We start from the raw sequence: 22,577 nt of genomic DNA, 5'->3' as shown, positions 1-22,577 counted from the left end.
TTTGTTGCGGTTTGCAAAATAATATTCTGTATTTTTATCGGACAATAGTGATTTAATATCAATATTTCACTTATAATTAAATAATATTTTGTTATAGAGTAAAATGCATTTGTCTTTTAACGTATCTATTCAATATACAAGTCAGCCACAGCAAGGCTTTCATATCTTTTCAACCACTATTATCTGCCCGCATCAAGGACTAACAATCAGTTTCTTTCACTCAATTTATAGTTAAATCCTTATTTCTAACCTTCTGTATATAAACAATAGTGCGTAGTAGCTGAGGTTTCGACACATATAACAAGATAAAAAATATATTTGCCAAAATGCTTGACTTTGCTTTTTTTAGGTTTTATTTTTGCTTCACGGCAGTCGTTTAGTCGGGAGTCGGGAGTCGCCTGTCCGCCTTTGGCGGAAGAGTCGAGAGTCGAGAGTCGAGAGTCAAAAAAAGAAGTCAGAAGTCAGAAGTCAGAAGACAGAAGCCGACTTCTACTTTCATAATGACAAAGCTTGCTTCAATGATGATAAGGCATGCTTCAAAGATGATAGGGCTTGCTTCGGTAATGACAGGGCGTGCTTCCGTAATGACAAAGCTTGCTTCGGTAATGACACGACTTGCTTCTGTAATGACAAAGCTTGCTTCCGGAATGACAACGCCTGCTTCGGTAATGACAGGACTTGCTTCCACAATGACATCGCTTGCTTCAGTTATAACAGGGCACCCGGAATTTTAGTCAGACAACAGATAAATCCAATTATTCACTAAAACTTAATGTACTATGAGAACATCAAAGAAATTTTCATTCGGCGTAAGATTGCGGAAAGGTCAGGATCTGGTGGCCTACCTCAACGGCTTCGCGAACTACAACCCTCCGCGCCTTCTGGAGAGTCCCGGCGAGGTGAGCTCGCTGGTAAACAACATTGCAGGCTACAATGCTTCCGAAGCCGAACAGCTCGAGATTTACCGTAACGCCACCTTCGAAAGGGCAAAAGCATTCCGCAAAGGCAGCGGAAGCATCGACTCCATGGCAACCGCCATACGCAGTGCCGTCATCGCACAATACGGAACGCGCTCCGCTGAACTGAACAGCGTGAACATCATCCTCCGCAGACTCAGAAGCAACACCGTGATTAAAACCGAAGCCGAAACCGTACCCACCGAGCCGGTAGATTCAACCACCCCCAGGACACGCAGCCACTCCGAGCGCTCGTACGCTGCCACCACACAGATTTTCAACAATCTGGTAAGCACACTCGGAAAATTCAATGCGTATGACCCGGCCATTACCTCTCTTAAACTTCCGGCACTTCAGGCCGTAGGATTGAACCTTACAACACTCAACGATGCCGTGGCCAACAGCGTGAAAGCACTGAAATCGGCACGCGAAGCCCGCGACCTCGCCTTCAACGACTTCAACGAAAGAGTGCTCCGCATCAAAGCATACGTGAAAGCTCAGTACGGCACCAAGTCGGAAGAAGCTAAACTGATAGGAGGACTGGGGATTTGAAGATAGTCGGGAGTCGAGAGTCACGACTTACGACTCTCGACTCACGACTCACGACTATTATCTCACCAGCGTAATGTTCCCATGTTTCTTCACCTCGCTTCCGCCATACATCAGGGCGTTGAGATGATAGACATAAACTCCCGCAGGCATGTCTTTGTTCTTAAAGGTGCCGTCCCAGCCATAGTCTAATGCCGACGACTCAAATACCTTCTCGCCCCAGCGGTCGTAAATAACCAAGGTGAAGCTGGTAATCTCTTCGCCCTTCACAAACAGTTTGTCGTTGATGCCGTCGCTGTTCGGACTGAAGATGTTCGGAAGATAGATGACAGGCGTACCATGACAGTCGACCATTACATTCAGATCGGAGGAATGCATGGCCACACATCCGTGTGCATCGGTTACTGTTACCGCATAGGTTCCGGGACTGAGTCCTGCTGCCGAGGCAGTGGTATCGCCCGTATTCCACACATAAATGTACGGAGCCGTTCCCGAAACTATCTGCAGACTTACAGAGCCATTATCCAATGAAGGACAGGATGGAGCAACATTCGTCGCATTGATGGCAGGAACACTGTACACCGTAATCGTGTTTGTGTCCGCATCGCCGCAAAGGCCGGCAATGGTATAGGTAATGATGAAGTTACCACTGCCTGCCACCCCGGGATCAAAGGTGGGCGGAAGCTGTGATGTAATCCCCGTACCCGACCATACACCGCCACCGTCAACCGCCGACAGCGTCACAGGTGCAGCATTCGCACACATGGGCGTTACGGCAGCTATGGTTGCATTCATGTTCGGAAGTACACTTATATTAATAGTATCGGTGGCAGCACACAGATGCGCATCGGTAACCTGTACATAATAGGTACCGCTCGCAGTGGCAGTAATGGTTTGTGTATTGGCGCTGTTCTGCCACAGATATCCGGCACCCGGGTTTCCCGCGTCGAGCAGCACCGAGCCACCCTGACAGAAGCTTGTATCATTCCCCAGATTAACCACCGGAACAGCATAAACACGAATGCCCGTAGTATCCGTTGCACCGCACAATCCTGCAATGCTGTATGTAATAACGAAATATCCGGGACCGGCTGTCGCGGGATTAAAGGTTCCTGCAGATGCACTGGTGATTCCCGTTCCGCTCCACGTACCACCCGATTGTGCAGCGGTAAGATTAAAGGACGCGGCGCCTGCACATACCGGCGCAACATGCGTAATGGTGGCATCGGCATTGGGCACTACGGTTACATGGATGGTATCGGTAAAGGAACATGTTGTTTCATCGGTAACATTCACAAAATACGTTCCGCTTGCGCTGACGCTGAAAAACTGATTCGTTGAATTATCCTGCCACAGATACGTTGCACCGGGATTTCCTGCATTCAGCTGCAGGTTGCCGCCTGTGCAGAAGGTGGTATCGTTGCCCAGGTTCACCACAGGCAGTGGATTTACTGCAACATTCACAGAGGCAGTGTCGGTACAGCCCAGTGCGGAAACAGTTACCGAATAGGTATGATCTGTAAGCGGATTCACATTGATAAACGAGCCTGAACCGCCTGTGCTCCATGCATACGACGTACCGCCCGATGCTATCAATGCGATATTCTGACCTGCACAGATGGCAGTATCGGGAGTAATTGTTGCCGTTACAGAATTCACCGTTACCGTAACGGAATCGGTGGCACTGCATCCGTTGATACTTTGTATAGTTACGTGATAGGTGGTGGTGACAAGGGCCGAACACACCGGATTGGGGCTGTTTGCATTGTCGAGACCGGTTGCCGGCGTCCACTGAATATTGGAACCGCCTGTTGCATGCAGTGTAACCGATTGCCCCAGACAGATGGCGGTATCATTCGACAGTGCCGGTGCAAACGGAAACATATACACCACGGCAGCCACCCTGTAAGTACCCGGACAGGTTCCGGCATAATAGGTAGTGGTTGTGGTAACATTATTTATGACATAAGGATTTCCCGTGTACAGAAGATTACCGCCCACCTGTGCGTCGTACCAGCTGATAACGGCTCCCGGAGGAACGGTACCGCTGAGTGTGGCAGAGAGTGTTGCGACTTCGCCGGGGCATATGGAATCGTTGACTGTTGTGATTGCGAAGTTTTTCACGTAACCGTCGAGGGTACCTTTTCCACCTTTTGTTGCGCCGTTGGGCGGAAACTCAGAGAGTCCGAAGTCGGCGCCTGTAGTTGCAGTACACACACCGTTGGCACCGCCGTTGGCCTGTATCCATGGAGTACCATTGGAAACGGCAATGTATCCGCCGCCGCCGCCACCGCCCGGACCTTCTGCTTCTCCGTTACTGGTTGCGAGTACTCCTTTTGTTTTGATCTGGTCGCCGCCTTTGCCGCCATCGGCCATAATAGTAATGCCCGAAACGGTTCCCGTGGTACTTAAAAGAATGGTGCCTCCTGCTCCACCGCCGCCTGCGCCGTCAATGCCGGCATGTCCGAGCACGGGAGCATTTCCCTGAGCGTTAAAACCTGCCTGTCCGTTGGCAATAATCTGTCCCGAGCCGGAGATGTTTCCATACGTAACAAGGTATGCCATCCCTGCGCCGGTGCCACCGGCACCACCATAGCTGTCGTCCTGATCGCCGGCGCCGCCGCCGCCGCCCATAAAGAAACGACCGCCGTTATAATCGAGGTTACGGCCGCCCAATCCGCCTGTATTGCGACGGTAGTCGCCGCCCCAGAGGGAAGTATCGGGTTTCATGACCGTAGCATCCTGATTGCTGTATGAAAAAGAATATCCACCGCGGCCACCGCCGTCGGACACTGTTTTATGAAAGAGCGGCGCTTCGAGATTCCATGCCTGAATATACGCAGCCGTAGATGTATCGGGAATACCTCTGCCGCTGTTCCACCCATGGGCGTAACCACCGTTGGCACCTCCGCCCCCACCGGCATTGTGTGCGTTCCCTCCGCCTCCGCCGTTGGCGGGCGGATTGCGTCCGTAGCGTCCGTTACGAATATCGTACTCCGGACCCCATCCGGCAATCCCTTCACCTTTCATGGAACCGAGTGAATTATCGGTTGAAGCATACTGATACACGGCATAGCCGGAGTTGTTATCGGTTTCGAGTCCACCGCGAAATCCTTTTACGGAAACATTGATGGTCCCGCCGGAATTAATCAGCGTATTGCCCAGCACTTCTGTTGCCAGGATACCTCCGGTAGATCCATTCCATGCATCGCAGGTAAGTTCACCGCCTGAATTTATTGTCAGCGAGGTATAACGCGGAACACGGATAACCTCTACTCTTCCCGAAGCGGTATAATTGTTTTTCAGCGGACAGCTTAACTGGATGGATGTTGTGCCCGGCACGGCAAGGACTTCGGCAAACTCATTATTGCCGGTATTCAAATAATTATCGACATAGCCCCAGTTCCACCACCACTCGCCTCCTTGTATTGAAGCGCCCTGCACCTGTATAATAAAGATAAGATCGCCGGGGGCAAGTGTGCCCGGGAAACGTCCGTTGGTATTCAGCTGACTTGAGCCGACCGCCAGCGTGGTACTTCCCGACAAGGCATCGGAGGTAAGCACCGTATATTCATTCACGGCAACCGCCGCAGTGCTGATTACCTTCGCGCCGTCTTTTCCCCTTTGTGCAAAAAGGCTGAAGGAGGATGTGACGATGGCCGCGGCTATTACAAAACTAAAGAAACGCTTCATGGTGTTCAATTTCAAATATTCAAACATACTATTCCGTGACGTATTCATAATCGTACCTGATGGTATAAAACTGGTTCGCACTGTTCCCGTGATTGTCGATGTAGATGGTTGATTCCGCCATATCGCCCTGTTCGTTGTAAGTGCGTTCAATGCGGTGATTCAGCTCTTCGTTATCGTTCATCTCTTCCTGCAGAATGGTGTTGCCTTTTTCATCGTAGGTAGAGCGGGTGTGTTTGATACCGGCTGCATCTTCTTCTGTGATTTCCACTACGTGTCCGTTTTCGTCCTGGGTGTAGGCGGCTTTTTCTATAAGCTGATTTTTGGTATTGTACTTCAGCATTTGAGAGCGGGCACCTTTTTCGTCGTAGCGTAACACAATTCTGGTTTTCATCTTATCCTTCACGTGAACGGAAATGGTTTCCACGTGCCTGCCTTCTTCGTCGTAGGTATGAATATCTTCCGTGACAAGCACATTTCCTTCTTCGTACACGGCCTCGCGGGTCATGTTTTCACCGGCGTATTCGTACACTTCTTTCTGTTCCATTTCACCTTCATCGTCCATGATGACTTTTTCGAGCAGACGATTTTTGTCGTCCCACTTAAAGGTAATATGCGCTTCGCCGCCTTCCTGGTAGGTTATTTTTTCGGAAACCAAAATGCCCTGTTCATCATAGCTGAACCAGCGATGTTCTGCTTCTTCGTCTTCGTCGTAAAACAGCACTTCTTCGGCAACCAATCCTGCCTCATTATAAGTGTATCGATAGAGTTCAACCATATCGCCCTCGGGGTCGAAGGTGGCGGCTTTATCAAGTTTCCCTTCCTCATTGTATTCATTCAGCAGGGTTCGGTAGGCGGTATCTTCAACCCATTCGGAGTTTTCGGAATCGGCAGCGTCTGCCATCTTGTAGTTGATGCGGGTTTGTGTGAGCGATTTAATCTTTTGCATGTGCGCTTGAATGAGGGTTTTATTCTTCGTAAATTATTTTTTCAGCAACTGGTCAATTTGTTTCTGTTGCTGGTCAATGATGGTTCTCATTTCATTTAATTGCTTATCGTGATCTTTGATAATCTCAAGCAGGTAGATGGAGAGGCGATCGTACTTAACGCCTTCGGGTATGAAATCGGTTTTGGAATACTCAATGTTTCCGTCCTTATCTATAACCGGCTTTCCGTCGGCGCCCACCATAGGTTTTGCTTCATAGATAACCAGTGATGGCATTACCTGATCCACTTCTTCCGCAATAAGTCCAACATCGGGCTTACCCGTTGATTTATAATTATAAGAAACCGGACGCAGTTTGAAAATGGATTCTTTGTTGTACGTAATATCTTTAATATTGTCTTTATATCTGCGGCTTGAAGACAATTTATACACCGTGCCGCCCGATACTACCAGCGTGGTACCCGATGAGTTTCCCATACTTGTCGGCACATAGAAGTTCGAAGAACTGCCGACACGCAGACCTGATGAGTTGGGTGTAGTTCCCACGCCCAGACCGCCTGTTATATAAGAGTCACCGCTCACACTCAAATCATAGCTTGAGGACGGTGATGAGCCAATACCGACATTCCCGTAAACGCGCAGGTCGTATGATGATGAAGGTGTAGTACCAATGCCGACATAATCGGTGAAGTGTCCTGTACCGTCGACGCTGAGCGTATATGACGAACTGGGCGAACTTCCGATGCCTGTATTGCCGTTTACTCTGAAGCGGTATGATGATGATGGTGACGTATTCACTGAAACATAACCCGACGAAGAAACCATCAGTGCATCGGTACATTCGTAGGTACCGCCGCCGTTTCCGCGAATGGTGTAATCGGAGTTTGCAGTAGTTGTGCAGCTCAGAATTCCGCCGCCGCCACCGCCACCGCTTGCCCATGAGAGCTGTCCTGCACCATTGGTAGAAAGGAACTGACCTGAGTTACCATCGGCCATAGGCAAAGCATACAATGTTTGTGATGAACCTGTAGGCAGATAAAAGCCTGCATATCCGGGACCGCTGTTGAATTCGGAAATCCGCAGCATGCCGTTGATATCGAGTTCGGCTCCGGGATTTGTTTTCTTGATACCGATGGCGCCGTCGTCGCGGACAAAGAAGATGGAATTGCCCAGACTGTTCGTAACGTTGAATCCGGATGTTCCATTCGTAACGCCGGTACCTTTTACTTCAAGTTTGGAAGCGGGAACGGGAGTTCCTACGCCCACATTTGCGCCGTTATTAAAAATATTATCGCTGTTCACCACCCACGACGTACCATTCCAGTAGGTAGTATTTCCCGCTACGGTTCCGTTCGGAAGTCCTGTTCCTGAACCGGTAGGACCGGTAGGACCTGTGGGACCGGGAGTGCCGCCATTGCCCGAAACATTGGCATACAGTGCATAAGGAACACTGAGCAGCTGGGGTGTACCAATACTTGTATAATTGCTCATGCAGGCAGCATCGAGTTTTACTTCCAGATATTTGTTTCCGCTGCCCCAGTTGATATTATTAAAGACGCCGGCAATGTTTGTTCCGCCGCCAATCTCAAGATTAACAATACCGAACTGGTTGGTGGAAGCCGTATGATATTCGTGATAGATATCTGTTCCACCCGGTGTACCGTCGTGAACGATGAGGTAAAAGCATACAGGCGATGATACGATAACAGCGCCCATATTATCGCGGGCTACAGCCTGATAATTTATCCTTTGCGGAGCTTGTGCAAAAGACACAGCAGCATATAATATAACTACTGCCATTACTGCGGTTTTTGTAAAGTTTTTCATTGCTTTCCCCTTTTGTTTATGTGACAATTTGAAAATGATATTTTTTCTGTTACCTGTTAGTTATTACCTATTACCTGCTAATTAAACATATACTGCCATCCCAGTGTAAGCTGCCACCTCCATTTAAGGGGGCTTACCTCTGTCAGGAATTCTTCTTGTTTGTTGTAATTGAAATTGAGTTTAAGCATTGAATCGTAGCCTTTCATCATATACACGCATGAGGCGTCCACATGTTTGGTAATGCCTTTCACCAGGTCGTTGGCATTCATTTCCTGGTAGCGACCGCTGATTACAGTATTAATAGGCTTGATGTGATATGAGAGTTCGCCATACCATCCGCCCGCTCTGAAATAATCGGTATTGAGTCCGTAGAGAAATTCTTGTGTTTCGGGTTTCATGTAGATTTGATGCATTTCGAAGGTAGCCGACAGACCTTGCCACATGCCGTTCACATCAAAGCCGTAGACGTATTTGTCGCCATTAATCGTTTTGATAGGATAACCGCCGCCCGAATAACTTTGTTTGCGGGCATAGCGACCGTTCACGCCCACCGAGAAGGTTGGTTTTTTCAGATGTTCGGGATCGATATTGCGGTATTTGCCGCCGCCCGGCCAGTTAAATTCAGCGCGTGCGATATATTCGGGATTCCCGCTGAAATCATTCGGTGTTTTTATGCTTGACTCACCCATGCCGCTGTAGATACCCGCATATACATTCAGTTTCTTCTTCCACATTTTTTTCACGAAGGTGACACCTATGTCGCGCTGCGAAAAGTAATCACCTTTACATATCTCTGCACGGCGGAACCAGGGCGAATAGGCAAATGATACCTGCACGCTTCTGGAAAACGGGAGCTTCTGATAGCCTGCCACGATATCCATAAACTTCCATCCTTTATAGGTAACGTTGGCTTCCATCATTCCGGGGCTGTCGGGATCGTCGGTTGCGGAAAAGAGATCGGCAAAATCGACCTTCACGGCGAAGTCCCATTTCTTGTTACCGCCGTCAAGTTCAAGTTGCGCATCACGCAGATAAAAGGAGTTTTTACGGTGGTCGACAATACCCGGTTTGGGGGCATTATAATTATAAAAAGTGGTAATCATGCCTGAGATAAGCAGGTCGTTCTTACCATTCGAAATCTTATATTGTCCAAAACCCTCAATTGAGAATAAAACAAATAAAAACAATATCGCTATATACCGTATTCTCATCACAACAGATATTTATAAATTATTATTTCATGTTAAAAATAATCTCATAATTCAGATTTTACCCTCATCCGGGACTGCACATTATCATTAGCCTGCAGTTGGTTACCGGTAATTATTCATTGCTCATGGATCAAGACTTGAAAATATAAACTGTGGTTCTCTAATCCCTCTGTGTACCTCTGTGAAATTTTTAAAGAACTGACACGGAGAAACACTGAGATATCACGGAGTTACACAAAGAAAATCCAACCCTTGATTCGAATTATTCATTATTCATTGTTTCCGCCAAAGGCGGACAGGATTTTTTTCATCTTTTCATCTTTTCATCTTTTCATCTTTTCATCTTTTCATCTTCAAATTGACTAATTGTTTTATTGTTGAATTGTTTATTCGTTTTTTTCCCGCCAAAGGCGGACAGGCATTGATCATTGTTAATGATTGGGTCCGCCGGGTGTAGGAACAGCAAAAGTCTGCCAGTTATCGGCACCATCGCCATAACGTCCATAGCTGTAACCGCTGATGGTTTGAGCCGGATAGGCAATCTCATCAATTTTCACAAGCGAATCTTTTTCATTTTTAAAAAACAGTCCGATATCTTCACCGCTTGCGCTCAGATTGAAGTTGGTATGAATTTGTGTTGCCACAATATTCAATGTATCGCACCATACCACCAGAAAACCGTTAGCGGGAATTGTCCATACCGGCAGTTCATATTTAAGCGGTTCGAGTGAACCTTTGTCTGTACAGAACCATTTTCCCGATTCAAACGTTATCGGTTTATTGGACGTATTATAGAGTTCAAACCAGTCGGTTGCCTGATTGAACTCGTTCATATTCACCGAGCCTTTGGCAACAATTTCGTTCACTTTTATTACTCCGGGAACAATGGCAGCAGCTGTAGAATCAGCTATAACCGGTATGGGCTCAACATTCCGGTCTTTAGTACATGAGCTGAGGGCCGCAAGCGCGAGTACACAACCCAGCATCCAATTTATTCGAATCATACATTATATTTATTAACTCCCAAAAGTAAAAAGATTTCTGATATCTCTGCGAATAAGACACACCATTATGTACGACTCCATCCTGCATACGCAGGATGGAGTCGTTTATGGCCATTAAACCTTACTGTGCAAAAACAATCGTTTTCGTTCTGTAAAGCCCGTCAGCTGCAGTTACTCTGAGGAAATAAATTCCTCCGTTCAGGTTAGCGCGAGGGATGGAAAAGCTGTTACTTCCTGTAAGTACCCTGTTCATCACTTCGCGCCCGTTGATATCATACAGGCTGAGCACGGCATTATCAGGAGTTCCGGAAGGGAATTCAACAATAAAATGGTCGTTCGCCGGATTCGGATATACAAGCATCGGGCTTCCGGTAACGATTTCTTCAACGCCAAAGTCGCAGGGCTGGTGATACGGGAATCCGGGTGAACCGCCCCAACAACCGAGGAACCAGCTACCCGGTTCGCTCTTGTTCCAGAGAGAATCAATTCCTTCAAGTGTATAACCGGTACCGGCAGCATCGGGCCAGGGCAGGGCAGCATGATAAACCATGGCATTATAAAGAAGACCGGCAGGTTTATAAAGTCTGACGGCATCACGTGATGAACCGAAGCCAAAGCCGAAGGAGCCGCGCCATTCGCCAGCCCACACGTAAACAGCTCCAAACTTAGCAGCATCGCCCACCAGCACCAGGTAACCGTTTGCCGGAATGACCGTCGCGGCAGGAATAGCCCAACCGTGTGCGTCATTATCATCGCTGAGTTTCCAGTTAGAAACATCGATGGGAAGTCCGGTAACATTGTGCAATTCTACCCAGTCGCCGCCGTCAATGGCAACATTTGATTTATAATTCAATTCACTGAAAACAATATCATAGTTGCACGGCACAAAAGGCCCGCCGGGCGATCCGCCTACACAGCCATCGAACCAACTGCTTCCAAGATTCGGGTCAAGCGTATCATTTTTCAGCTCAAGAGTCGTACCTAAACCGTCGGCACACATGGGCCAGGGAATGGTATCATAATACTTCACTTCAAGGTACAGCACGTTTCCATTGTCGAAAAGGCTGATATTCTCGCTTGAATTATTCAGTCCGATACCGGTGGGTCCGAGCACAGGCACACCCGGATGAACCGCATGAAATTTAGTTGTATCTTCAGCCAGCACGAGGTATCCTCCGGCAGGAATAACGGTTGTAGTCGGTATCATAAAATCGTTAATCAGACTGCTGTCTTTAACATGCCAGCCGGAAACATCAATACTTCCTGTACCATAGTTATGCAGTTCAATCCAGTCACCTGATTTACGTGTTGAGTCGGGATGATAGCAAATTTCACTAATCGAAATTTTAGCTACGGTTGCCACTCCGTTAAACCTGGCAATAAGTGAATCGTTATGCGAAATATTATACGTAATGGATTGATTAGAATTTGCTGTTGAGAAGGTGGCACAAGGCTTCCAGTTGTTAAACGTAAATCCGGGATTGGGAATAGCGGTAAGAGTTACCGGATTCCCGTCGAAGTATACTCCTGTCCAAGGCAGTGAATCAGGAATGATAGTACTGATCTTGATTTTTCCGGCATTGGGCGGTTCCACGGCGAGTGTTACATTCTTCTGCCCGTTGAGGTTGAATTCTGCTTCAACAAAATCGCGGGCATAACTGAGCCTCCAGTCCCAGAAATTATGCATACGATTCACAACAGAATCCCATTGTGCCATGGAATGCACAGACAAGGCCGAATCGCCCCATTTTGCAATGGCACGAGGCATTTCGGGTGCAATGGAATCATGGAAGCTGTTGGTAAGCGCATGCATAGGTGCAGGCTGAAAGGTAGTATTCATGATATCGGCATAGCGATTGATGAAGTAATTCTTGTACGTAGAATTATTCAGCATTTTCTTCATCATATAGGTATAGAAATTCGAATCGGCGGGATGGAGGCCGGTGTATAGTTTATCTTTCCATGCAGAAGTGGTGCCCTGATCGAAATCAATAAATAGCATGCGCCAGCGTGCATTCGGTTTGTTCTCGCGCCACAGCTTGATGTTATTGGTCCAGTCGCCAATCCAGTCATCGTTCACGAGATATGTTTCAAGAATAAACCAGTCGGTAAAATTATCGAGATCCCAAACGGTATTCATTTGCTGAATTCCCGTTGAGCCTGAGAAACTATGCGACGACACATAATCAACCATATCATAAAATGCGGTCTGCGTGCCGGCCGGAACGAAATTATCAAGACCAACCACTTTAATAATATCCACACTATCGGGATTAACACTTCTGTTTTCTGCAAGATATTGTTCATCGGCAATTTCGCGGATGTTTCCAATACCCCAGTATGAGCCATTCAAAAAGAGGTTCACGGGATTATAATCCTGGATATCCTGACCAAGACTTGCAACGGCACGGTGGGTTATAGCATCACGGAAGTGTGTATTCATCCAGTCGCTGCCACTGTTCCTCAACCTGAAACTTTTAAATTTATTGATGGGCTTATCGGGAAACAGTTGGTAGTTAAAAGTGGAACTGTCGTAATACGTTTTGGCTTCAACAAGAAATGTTTTCTGCGGCAGAGCGCGTGTATAATTACCATCAATAGAAAGGTTATTGTCCATGGAAAACTTACGCTGATGGTCTTTCCCGAAGTATTCAATATGTCCTTTTACTCTTTTGCTCCACCAGAAATTGCCGCCCCTGTAAGGAAAGGTTGCGGCTGCATAAGGTCCTTTAACGTAAATCCCTTTTTCGGCATTCCAGAGATTGGCCGTTTCTGTTTGCAATGAGACCACGGGAAGTGTGGAGTTAAAATTGATAACATAGGTTCCGGTTGCCACTTCCCCCGACATCAACCCACTGCTTATAACTCTTGCCCGCAGCACCGTTGTAGAAGAAATGCTGACCGGTCCCGAATAAAGATTATCGGAAGTTGTGGGAGTATTTCCACTTTTGGTATAATAAATATTCGCTCCGCTGAGAGAACTTGAAATGCTTACCTGCACTGTGCCGGGATAAAAGCCGGGTGCCAGCGAGAATACCGGTTCCGGAGTAATGGCAGCGGCATAGTTCAATGTTGAATTTGTATAACTTGGTGTGGTTACGCTAGAGTAATTCCATGATGCGGCTCCGTCAGGAATACGCAGATACGAATAATCAACCGGCAGCGAAGGTACATTGACCTGATCGGCAACAACACCGCCTGCATCAGTAAGAGTAAGTGTTTCGCCCGAAGCGTCTATTTTAAAATTGGTCAATAACTGAATTTCTTTATTGAACCATGTAGGAGGAGAATTCCAGTAAGAATTCGCATCTTTTAATCCGATGGCCAGATACGGAATGGCAATCATGTCGGTTGAACTGATATCCGTATTGTGAATTTGCACCGCCAGTACATTGGTTCCATTGTGCAAAGCAGCAATAATATCCTGAGGATTTATCATGTGGCATTCGGGCAAACCTCCCTGCTCAATCATTCCTTCGTGCCTCACATCAGCAGTTTCGTTAAAGGGCGGAATATCAGGATCTACATTGTTGCGGCATATTTCCACATTGTTCAGATAGGCAACATAGCCATCGTCGTAGTCAATGGCAAGCAATGCCATCGCAATTTTTGAGACATCGGTAATGGTAAATGTTTTCCTCATATACAGGCTTACGGTGGCAGGAATGATTGTCACTGCATTGCCATCGCCATATCCAATAGGTGTAACGCCGTCTGTCCATCCAGAATCATCAAAGAATGAATGGCGCCATGTTGCAGGCGGTTCGGATGTACCTACAAAATATTTCCACGTATCACCCTGCGCGATGGGCATTTCCCAATGATTGCACACATAGGGCGTATTGAGTCCTCCTGCCCACACAATCAAATGTTCAGCCGGGTCAATGCTGATATCCGGAAAACGCCATTTATACGGATCGGTAGTATTGTCAGACAAACCCCACTGATTGAGACTCACAGCCGAAGCTCCGCTGTTAAAAATCTCAATCCAGTCATTGCGGCCATCAATGCCGTAAATGGTAGTAGCATTACCGCTTACCACTTCATTTATCAGTACCTGCGACATTGCAGAAGTGCACAGAACCAATAAAAATGCGAAACAAAGGGTAGTTCTTCTCATAAGAAGGGATATAATAGGAAATAATTATTACAAATATAATATGTTTTATACTGAGAAATAGTTAAAATCAATGTAATAATGAATTTGATAAAAGAAAAGTAAATATTTCTAATTGATTATCGTCGACCGCCACGGTATACACATCAAATTCAGGCACAACAAGCGCAACTATTGGGAGTGGATACTTTAAAATAATCACGTATCGCAAATATTTTGTTAAATTGATTGCATCTACTAAATTGGTATAGTATTTTTGAAACTCATTAAAAACATTTAATATGAAAAAATCTACCCTTGTATTATTTGCTGCGATACTTAGTTTCTGCAGTATTCAGATTGCAAGATCACAACCGGTACCTGAGATTTTATGGTATAAATTTGACGTCGCGGGAACCAGTGTGACCAATTATGCGAGCGCACCACCCGCCGGTACGGCAACAGGCACTCTGAACGGTGGTCTTACTCAAGGCGGCACAGGTCAATGCGGCCACACTCTTATTGGCACCGGTGCAGCAAGCAGTACCGACTATGTGAACACGGGATGGGCTACAAGTTTCCCGACCCGGGGATGGACAATTTCCTTCTGGACTTCAAACATTGGTCCGAGCGCTACGCTGTTTTATATTTTTGGGGATGCCAATTCAGGAAGTTTCCGTTGTTTTACCAATGGCGTTGCCGGAGCAAATAACTGGATATTGAGGGGTCCGTTCACAGATGTTCCGGTAACTGGAGCCGCCATTGTAGCACCCACACTCACTACGTTTGTGTATGATTCACTGGCAGGAAATATCAAAGCTTACGTCAATGGAGTACTTGTGAACACCGTAACCGAAGCTCCTATCACAATAAGCGGTGCCGGACCCTACAAGGTTTGCGGTTATGCAACAAATGTGGGACTTCCTGCCGCGGGTAATATGGATGAATACCGTATTTACAACCGTCCGCTTTCGGCAGCCGAGGTTATGCAGCTTATGTATCCTCATACCAGTTCAACGATTAACGTTACAAAATGTAATTCTTATACATCACCCAGCGGACTGCACACCTGGACGAGCCCGGGCACGTATAATGACACTATCCTTAATGTAGCAAACTGCGACAGTATCATCACCATAAACCTGAATATAATTACTGAAATCTTCAGGAATTTAACAGTAACTGAATACTTCTCATACACTTCTCCCAGCGGACTATATACCTGGACAAACAGTGGTATATATAACGACACGATTCCAAGCGTGGGCGGCTGCGACAGTATTATTACTATTGACCTTACTATCCGCACGAATCCTGAACCGGGTCTGCTGTACTACAAATTTGATGAAAGCGGAACCACCGTAACTAATTATGGTGTTTACCAGCCGGCAGGTACGGCAACCGCCACCCTTACGGGCACAATAACGCAAGGCAACAACGGACAATGCGGAGGTGCGCTGATTGGTACGGGTGGTTCAGGAAACGTAGATTATTTGAATACCGGATGGGCAACTTCACTCAACAATACATCCTGGACCATTTCTTTCTGGTCATCTGATATTGGAGCCGTTTCGCCGGCGACCTACATTTTTGGTGATGCGACTGCAGGAAGTTTCAGGTGTTTTACTGGCGGCGCCGCCGGAACAAACAACTGGTTGTTGAGAGGGTCATTTAACGAAGTTTATGCTAACGGTGCGGCAACCACAAGCCCTACACTTACGACCTTTGTGTATGACAAGAATCTGGGTAATATCAAATCCTATGTAAATGGAGTACTTAATTCTACCGTTGCACAGCCACCCCTTTACATCAGCGGTATGGGATTTCATGTTGGCAGTTATAATTCAGGTCCCGGACTTCCCCTGAACGGACTGATGGATGAATTCCGCTTTTATGACAGAGCGCTTTCTCAACCCGAAATTTTGGCGCTGCTTGATTTGTCCACGACAGGCTCAATGTCCACGACCGTATGCGACAGCTATGTATCACCCAGCGGCAACTATACATGGACAGGCAGCGGTATTTATAACGACACCATACCAAACATGGCAGGGTGCGACAGTATCATTACGATAGACCTTACCGTGAAACATGCCACTTCGTCTACGATTAATCCTGAGCAATGCTATAGTTATCTATCACCCAGCGGTAACTATACATGGACCACATCGGGTTTATATAATGATACCATCCCGAATGTTGCCGGCTGCGACAGCATCATTGCAGTGAATCTCACTATTGATAACAGTACTACCGGGGCTATTTCTCCGGAAGTTTGTTTCAGTTATGTTTCGCCCAGCGGGCTGCATACATGGACTTCATCAGGTATGCATGCTGATACTATACCGAATGTGGCCGGTTGCGATTCTATCATAAGTATCAATCTTACTATTAAAACAGTTGACACAGCAGTCACCCAAAGCGGAATAACGCTCACTGCTTCAGCATCCGGTGCAACTTATCAGTGGCTTGACTGCGATGACGCCTTTGCCGAAATAACGGGTGAAAACGCTCAGTCTTTTACACCCGATTCGGATGGCAATTATGCGGTTGCTGTAACTCAAAACGGATGTACGGATACATCAGACTGCCGGAATGTAAGCGGTACAGGTATTTCAACTACAGAAAAGGCAGGACGTATCAGCGTGCAGCCAAACCCAAGTACCGGACTCATAACGATTACGGCAGAATCGACACCTGCCTTAATAGAGATTTCGGATATCCGCGGCAGCAGAATAATGAAGATAGTCCCTTCAAATCAGGCGACCGTCATTGATTTAAGCGAGCTCGAACCCGGGATGTATATGGTAAAAGTACTTCTGGAGAAGAATGTTTATGTAAACAGAATTATCCTCACCAGATAACTTCTTATCTATAAAAAAAAGGCTGCCTGTTGAGGGCGGCCTTTTTTTTGTGCTCACTTCTTCAATTTGGGCTTGATTAATAAAATTCCGGCAATATATTTCGGCGGAATCTGAGTTGGCGGCACCTTGAAATCGAACCAGTCCCGGAGAGGAAAATCGAAGCCGTTGTCGTGAATATAATTGTACAAAGCTTTCGCAAGTCCGCTTCCGAATTTATCATGCGGGCCGCCCGTTTCATCGATGTGATTGCACCCGTTTTGTGTAAACGAATCAGCAGTTCCATCTACTTTTTGAACTCCGAATTTCTCAGGATGCATTCCAACGGTGCTGTGTACCGTCATGGCAAAACGATGCCAGAAGGCACTCTGAATAAGTTTTTGCTCAAATAGCTGACGTACTATTTCAAGTGAGTCTATTGTTTCTTGTGCTGTCTGCGTAGGAAAGCCGTACATCAGGTAAGCATGAATCATAATTCCCGATTTGCGGAAAGCATCTGTAACCCTTGCCACCTGCGCCACACTTACCCCTTTTTGCATTTTCTCAAGCAGGCGGTCGGATGCAACTTCCAAACCGCCCGACACCGCAATGCAACCCGACTTTGCCAGCAGTGCGCACAATTCTTTTGTAAATGCAGTTTCAAAACGAATGTTGGTCCACCATGTAATGCTTAGTTTGCGGCGCAGTATTTCCTCCGCCAGTTTTCGTAAAACTGCAGGCGGTGCCGCCTCATCCACAAAATGAAATCCTCGCTGACCGGTCTGTTTGATGATGGCCTCTATACGATTGCACAATACTTCAGCGTCGGCAGTGCTGTATCTTTTAATATAATCAAGAGAAACGTCGCAGAAGGAACAGCGGTGCCAGTAACAGCCATGAGCAAGTACCAGTTTATTCCATCGGCCGTTGCTCCACAGGTTGTGCATGGGGTTGGTAGTTTCCGTTACCGAGATATAATCATGGATTGGCAGCCCTTCGTAATCGGGTGTTCCACATTCGTTATGTTCAAAATCCTTTTCAGTTGCCGTATTCACAAAAATCACATTTCCCTCTTCAAGCAAAAACGTTCGTGCAAGCGGTTTCTCACCTTTTAAAATATGTTCTAACAATTTCAGTAAGCACAATTCGCCATCATCCAGGCAAACGTAATCAACAAGTTTGAAAAGACGTGCTTCGCTCAGATGTCGCAATTCAGTATTCACAAAGCCGCCGCCCATCACAACAGGAATCTGCGGATAGTGTTGTTTTATGTATGCCGCCGAGCGCAGCGCCATTATCAGATTTCCCGGAAACGGAACCGTGAAACCAATAAGCTTTGGCTGATGCTCTTTAACAGACGCATCGAGCAGTTCGCACATTATTTTGGTAATAAGCGAATCTGCTTTCAACTCATCCAGCACCATATCAAAACTGAATGCATTCAGTCCAATCTGTTCGGCATAGCGGCTGAATCCGAATCGACTGTCGATGCATTCGGCAATAAAATCGCCGATATCTTCAATAAATAATGTTGCAATAAATGTGGCTCTGTCTTGTACACCATCGCTTCCGAAGTGCCATTCAAGATCCTGCTGAATATTGAACCTTCCTGCCTGCGGCAAGATACCATTGTTTATGGCATGTGCAAAAGTGCTGTCTTTCCCCTGCAAATAGGCAATCACAGCGTCAATATGCCGTACATATCCGGCAGAGGAATTCAGTATTTTTTTAGCGTTGGCAGAACATTTTTTACTTTTCACACTTTCAAACATTGCTTGCAAGCCATCAGCAGAAAGCATTTTAAGGATGCATCCGATACCCAGATCGAGCTGTGAAACCTTGTAATTATGCTGTTGCAGAAATCCTTTCAGACAGGGCGTGGCAGGATAAGGCGTATTCAACTGAACAAACGGAGGTGTTATAAGTAACAGGTCTGAAGGTACCAAAGCAGTGCTGTATTGTTTTTGTAAAAGTAGAAAATTAAGTAATAGGTAATTGGTAATTGGTAATAGGTAAAATTATGACTTACGATGCGCGAAAATGGATTTCGGCTACGCGTCAACTTTTGACTTTTGACTTTCGACTTAAGCCTTTGTTTTCTATCTTTGTGTTAAACGATTTCAATCCATGAACAAATCATTGGTTATTATACTTTTGCTTATGAGTATTTTTTCGTCGGGCTGTGATGGCCAGAACAGCAATAAACCAAGACCCGGCGACCGTCTTCCGGCTGTTGCGGGACAATTCTACGAGGCAGATTCTATGGCGCTCATCAAAAATCTGTCTTCACTTTTTGCACAGGCAAAGCCATGTAACAATGAAAATGTTGCAGCCATCATCACGCCCCATGCAGGTTACATTTTTTCGGGAGGTGTTGCCGCAAGCAGCTTCAATCAAATTAATCCCGAAAGAAAATATAAAACCATTTTTATAATAGGCTCAAGTCACCGCATGGCATTCAAGGGTGCATCAATTTATTGCAATGGAGATTTTATAACTCCCTTGGGTCGTGTAAAAACAGACACATCACTTGCCCGAAAGCTAATCAGGGAAAATTCAGTATTTGCAGATTATCCCGAAGCTCACAAAAGCGAACACTGCATAGAAGTTCAATTGCCGTTTCTGCAGTTTCATATGAAGAAGGAATTCAGCATTGTTCCGATACTTATCGGCACCGACGATATTGCAACGGTTAAGAAAATTTCGAGTGCATTGAAGCCCTATTTCAACGATGAAAATCTGTTTGTGATAAGCTCCGACTTTTCGCATTATCCAAAATATACAGATGCCGTTAAGGCTGATAAACTGACATCGGACGCCATCCTGAGCAATTCACCTAAAAAATTGCTGGACGTGCTTAACACCAATGAAGCCGCAGCAATCCCGAATCTGGTTACGAGCCTGTGCAGCTGGACATCCGTACTTACCCTGATGTATCTCACCGAAAACAACAGTGCGGTGCACATTACCGAGCTTGAATATAAGAATTCAGGCGATGCCGGTGTAGGCGATTCATCCAAAGTTGTGGGATATACGTCGATAGTTTTCACGCGCGAACAATCGCAGAACAGCGGTTTCACCATCACCGAGAAAGATAAAAAAGAATTGCTGAATGTTGCGCGCAGCACGCTGACAACCTACATCAAAGAACATAAGCTGCCCGTAATTGATTCATCAGATTTTTCAGGCACCATAAAACAGCAGTGCGGAGCTTTTGTAACACTTAAGAAAAAAGGTGACCTGAGAGGCTGCATCGGCAGGTTCATTGCAGAAAGCCCGCTTTATCTGACAGTTCGTGATATGGCTGTTGCCGCAAGCACACAGGACCCGCGATTTACGGCAGTTACAACAGATGAGCTGAAAAGCATTGACATAGAAATATCTGTACTTTCGCCCTTGCAAAAAATTACATCTATTGACGAAATTGAAATGGGCAAACACGGCATTTACATCGTGAAAGGTTCGTCAACCGGAACATTTCTGCCTCAGGTAGCCACCGAGACCGGATGGACCAAAGAACAATTTCTGGGACATTGTGCACAGGACAAGGCAGGCATTGGATGGAACGGATGGAAAGATGCCGACATTTATATTTACACGGCTGTTGTGTTTGGAGAAAAAGACATTAGACGTTAGACATAAGACTACAGACATAAGACATAAGACAAAAACAAAAAAAGTCATGGGGTTGCCATGACTTTTTTTTGTAGCGCAATCGCCCCTATTTATTCTTTTCGGGGCATTTGCTGCGGTATGTTTTTAAAATCTCAATGGTGTTCTCGTTCTTGGGATCAAGGCCAATGATACGGTCCCAATAGCCTATAGCAGTGCAGGGATCTTTTACAGTAAAGTAGTAATAAGCGGCAAGGTAACCGTAGCAAATTACAAGGTCTTTGGCATTCTTAACGGAGTCAACCTTTGCGTAATTGATGTACGTTTCAAAGTATGGTTTAGCTGTATTGTTCACAGTATCGAGTGTTGAAATGATAAGCGCCCGATAGAAGAAGCTTTTACCACCTTGAAAATCGGGTTTACTCTTCGTTACATATGCAAAGGTAGTATCAGCTTTGAGTAGTATTGTCCGGTCTTTGGTTGTTTGACCAAAGCTGTAATATACCCTACCCAGATTATAATAATCAGCGAATGATGCTTTACATTCAGTGCGCGCGATTTTCATTTCATAATACTTGGCAGCTTCGGTATAGTTTTTCATCTTATTGTAAGCAGCGGCAATATCAGAAAGCACATCGCAGTTTGACGGATCCATGCCGATTACTTTTTTAAAATTCAGGATAGCCAATGAATCTTTACCGTTTTTAGACAGTATTTTGCCATAGTACGAATAATCGGAAACCAATATTTTATCTACAGTTGCCAGCCTGAAGAATTTCTCCATAGCTACGATGGCCTTGTCGTATTTTCCGGTTTCAAAATAGCAATAGGCAAACGCTCTGTTGATATCGTTACTCGAAGAATCTACCATAACAATTTCATTCAGTATCACAATAGCGCCCGCGTAGTCTTTAGTGTCAATTAATACAGAAACATAACGTCTCTTTGCATTCAGATTGCCCGAAAGTTCGAGATACTTTTTAAAGTTCGCTTTTGCTTTCTCATTCTGATTGGCACGCATGTATATTACACCCAGTTCGAGATATGCCGGAGCAAAGGTTGAGTCGATACCAATGGCTTCTTTATAATAGCCAATCGCTTCCTGCCAGTTTTTGGCACGTACCCAAAGCTTACCCAAACGAAGTTTTGCGCTGGGTGATGCGGGATTCAGTGACTGTGCCATTTTATACATGGAGATAGCGTTCGAGCCATCATTGTTTTCCAGATAGACATCGCCATAAATCAGGTAAATATCTGCATTTTTAGTATCGAGCGCAACAGCTTTTTCCATGTCTGACATAGCCGTGGTAACATCTTTCAAACCGGTACAAATGAGCGCTTCTGCAATTTTTGTATACGTAAGCGCCTGCATCTCCTTGCTCAGAGTAGATGTTTTATTCGTCTTGCTCGGGAATTTCGCTATCGCTTTTTCAAAATAGGATTTGGCTCCCGGCATATCGCCTTTAAAGATGGCAATTTTCCCAAGCCCCACGAGACACAATGGATTTGCAATATCCATTTCAGAACCTTTCTGAAACTTCGCCTGAGCTTTATCAACAGCTTCTTTCATGGACACCGTTGCTGTGTCGGCAAGATACGAGCGCAGGTAGTTATCGCCTGCGTAAAAATAATTAACGCCATTGGCGGGTTCTGCAGCTATAAGCTGGTTGAACATTTCTTCAGCTTTGTCAAACAATTCGCTGCGTGTAAGCCGAATGGCCTTGTCGAGTGACTGAGCTTTCAGGCTTATACCCGTAAGTACAATCAAAACGAGCGACATTAAAATTTTAGCGATTCTGCTGGTAGTTGGTTTCATGTTGTGTTCCTCCACTCTCTGGTTCTCAAT

The 22,577-nt window shown here is 45.9% G+C and carries 12 protein-coding genes; 4 read left to right on the top strand and 8 right to left on the bottom strand.

The features are described 5' to 3' along the window. The first annotated feature begins 500 nt into the window (after positions 1-500). Both WCM76_12330 and WCM76_12325 read left to right on the top strand, forming a co-directional pair. A complete protein-coding gene (locus WCM76_12330; protein ID MEI6766422.1) occupies positions 501-734 on the top strand; it encodes a hypothetical protein in 234 nt (77 codons plus the stop codon). A 45-nt stretch (positions 735-779) separates the two neighbouring features. Continuing rightward, a complete protein-coding gene (locus WCM76_12325) occupies positions 780-1,508 on the top strand; it encodes a hypothetical protein (protein ID MEI6766421.1) in 729 nt (242 codons plus the stop codon). Between the two features lie 57 nt (positions 1,509-1,565). Here WCM76_12325 and WCM76_12320 read toward each other — a convergent pair whose 3' ends face one another. From WCM76_12320 to WCM76_12295, 6 genes are all read right to left on the bottom strand, one after another. After that, positions 1,566-5,198, bottom strand: coding sequence for a gliding motility-associated C-terminal domain-containing protein (locus tag WCM76_12320; GenBank protein ID MEI6766420.1), 3,633 nt, complete (start codon positions 5,196-5,198; stop codon positions 1,566-1,568). A gap of 28 nt (positions 5,199-5,226) precedes the next feature. Continuing rightward, positions 5,227-6,144, bottom strand: coding sequence for a hypothetical protein (locus tag WCM76_12315; protein MEI6766419.1), 918 nt, complete (start codon positions 6,142-6,144; stop codon positions 5,227-5,229). Positions 6,145-6,177: 33 nt separating this feature from the next. After that, complete coding sequence (locus WCM76_12310; protein ID MEI6766418.1) at positions 6,178-7,941, bottom strand: tail fiber domain-containing protein; 1,764 nt, start codon at positions 7,939-7,941, stop codon at positions 6,178-6,180. 104 nt (positions 7,942-8,045) lie between these two features. Then, positions 8,046-9,179 carry a porin gene (locus tag WCM76_12305; GenBank protein MEI6766417.1) on the bottom strand — a complete coding sequence of 378 codons (1,134 nt, stop codon included), beginning with the start codon at positions 9,177-9,179 and terminating at the stop codon, positions 8,046-8,048. 431 nt (positions 9,180-9,610) lie between these two features. Further along, complete coding sequence (locus WCM76_12300) at positions 9,611-10,183, bottom strand: hypothetical protein (protein MEI6766416.1); 573 nt, start codon at positions 10,181-10,183, stop codon at positions 9,611-9,613. A gap of 121 nt (positions 10,184-10,304) precedes the next feature. Next, the gene (locus WCM76_12295; protein ID MEI6766415.1) at positions 10,305-14,303 is read right to left on the bottom strand and encodes a lamin tail domain-containing protein; all 3,999 of its coding nucleotides are present in this window, start codon (positions 14,301-14,303) and stop codon (positions 10,305-10,307) included. Positions 14,304-14,581: 278 nt separating this feature from the next. Here WCM76_12295 and WCM76_12290 point away from each other — a divergent pair, with 278 nt between their 5' ends. After that, positions 14,582-17,143 (top strand): LamG-like jellyroll fold domain-containing protein, encoded by a 2,562-nt coding sequence (locus WCM76_12290; protein MEI6766414.1) that lies wholly within the window; start codon positions 14,582-14,584, stop codon positions 17,141-17,143. A 53-nt stretch (positions 17,144-17,196) separates the two neighbouring features. Here the strand turns inward: WCM76_12290 and WCM76_12285 are convergent, their stop codons facing one another. Next, positions 17,197-19,065: a radical SAM protein gene (locus WCM76_12285; GenBank protein ID MEI6766413.1), complete on the bottom strand. Its 1,869-nt coding sequence runs from the start codon at positions 19,063-19,065 to the stop codon at positions 17,197-17,199. Between the two features lie 181 nt (positions 19,066-19,246). On the opposite strand from WCM76_12285, the gene amrB reads away from it, so the two are divergent. After that, positions 19,247-20,755: an AmmeMemoRadiSam system protein B gene (gene amrB, locus WCM76_12280; protein MEI6766412.1), complete on the top strand. Its 1,509-nt coding sequence runs from the start codon at positions 19,247-19,249 to the stop codon at positions 20,753-20,755. An 85-nt stretch (positions 20,756-20,840) separates the two neighbouring features. Here amrB and WCM76_12275 read toward each other — a convergent pair whose 3' ends face one another. Beyond that, positions 20,841-22,547, bottom strand: coding sequence for a tetratricopeptide repeat protein (locus tag WCM76_12275; protein MEI6766411.1), 1,707 nt, complete (start codon positions 22,545-22,547; stop codon positions 20,841-20,843). Between the last annotated feature and the right edge of the window lie 30 nt (positions 22,548-22,577).

Source organism: Bacteroidota bacterium, from assembly GCA_037133915.1.
GTDB lineage: Bacteria > Bacteroidota > Bacteroidia > Bacteroidales > CAIWKO01 > JBAXND01.
The sequence above is the reverse complement of the archived record's forward strand: the minus strand, read 5'-3'. Positions and strand labels throughout refer to the sequence as shown.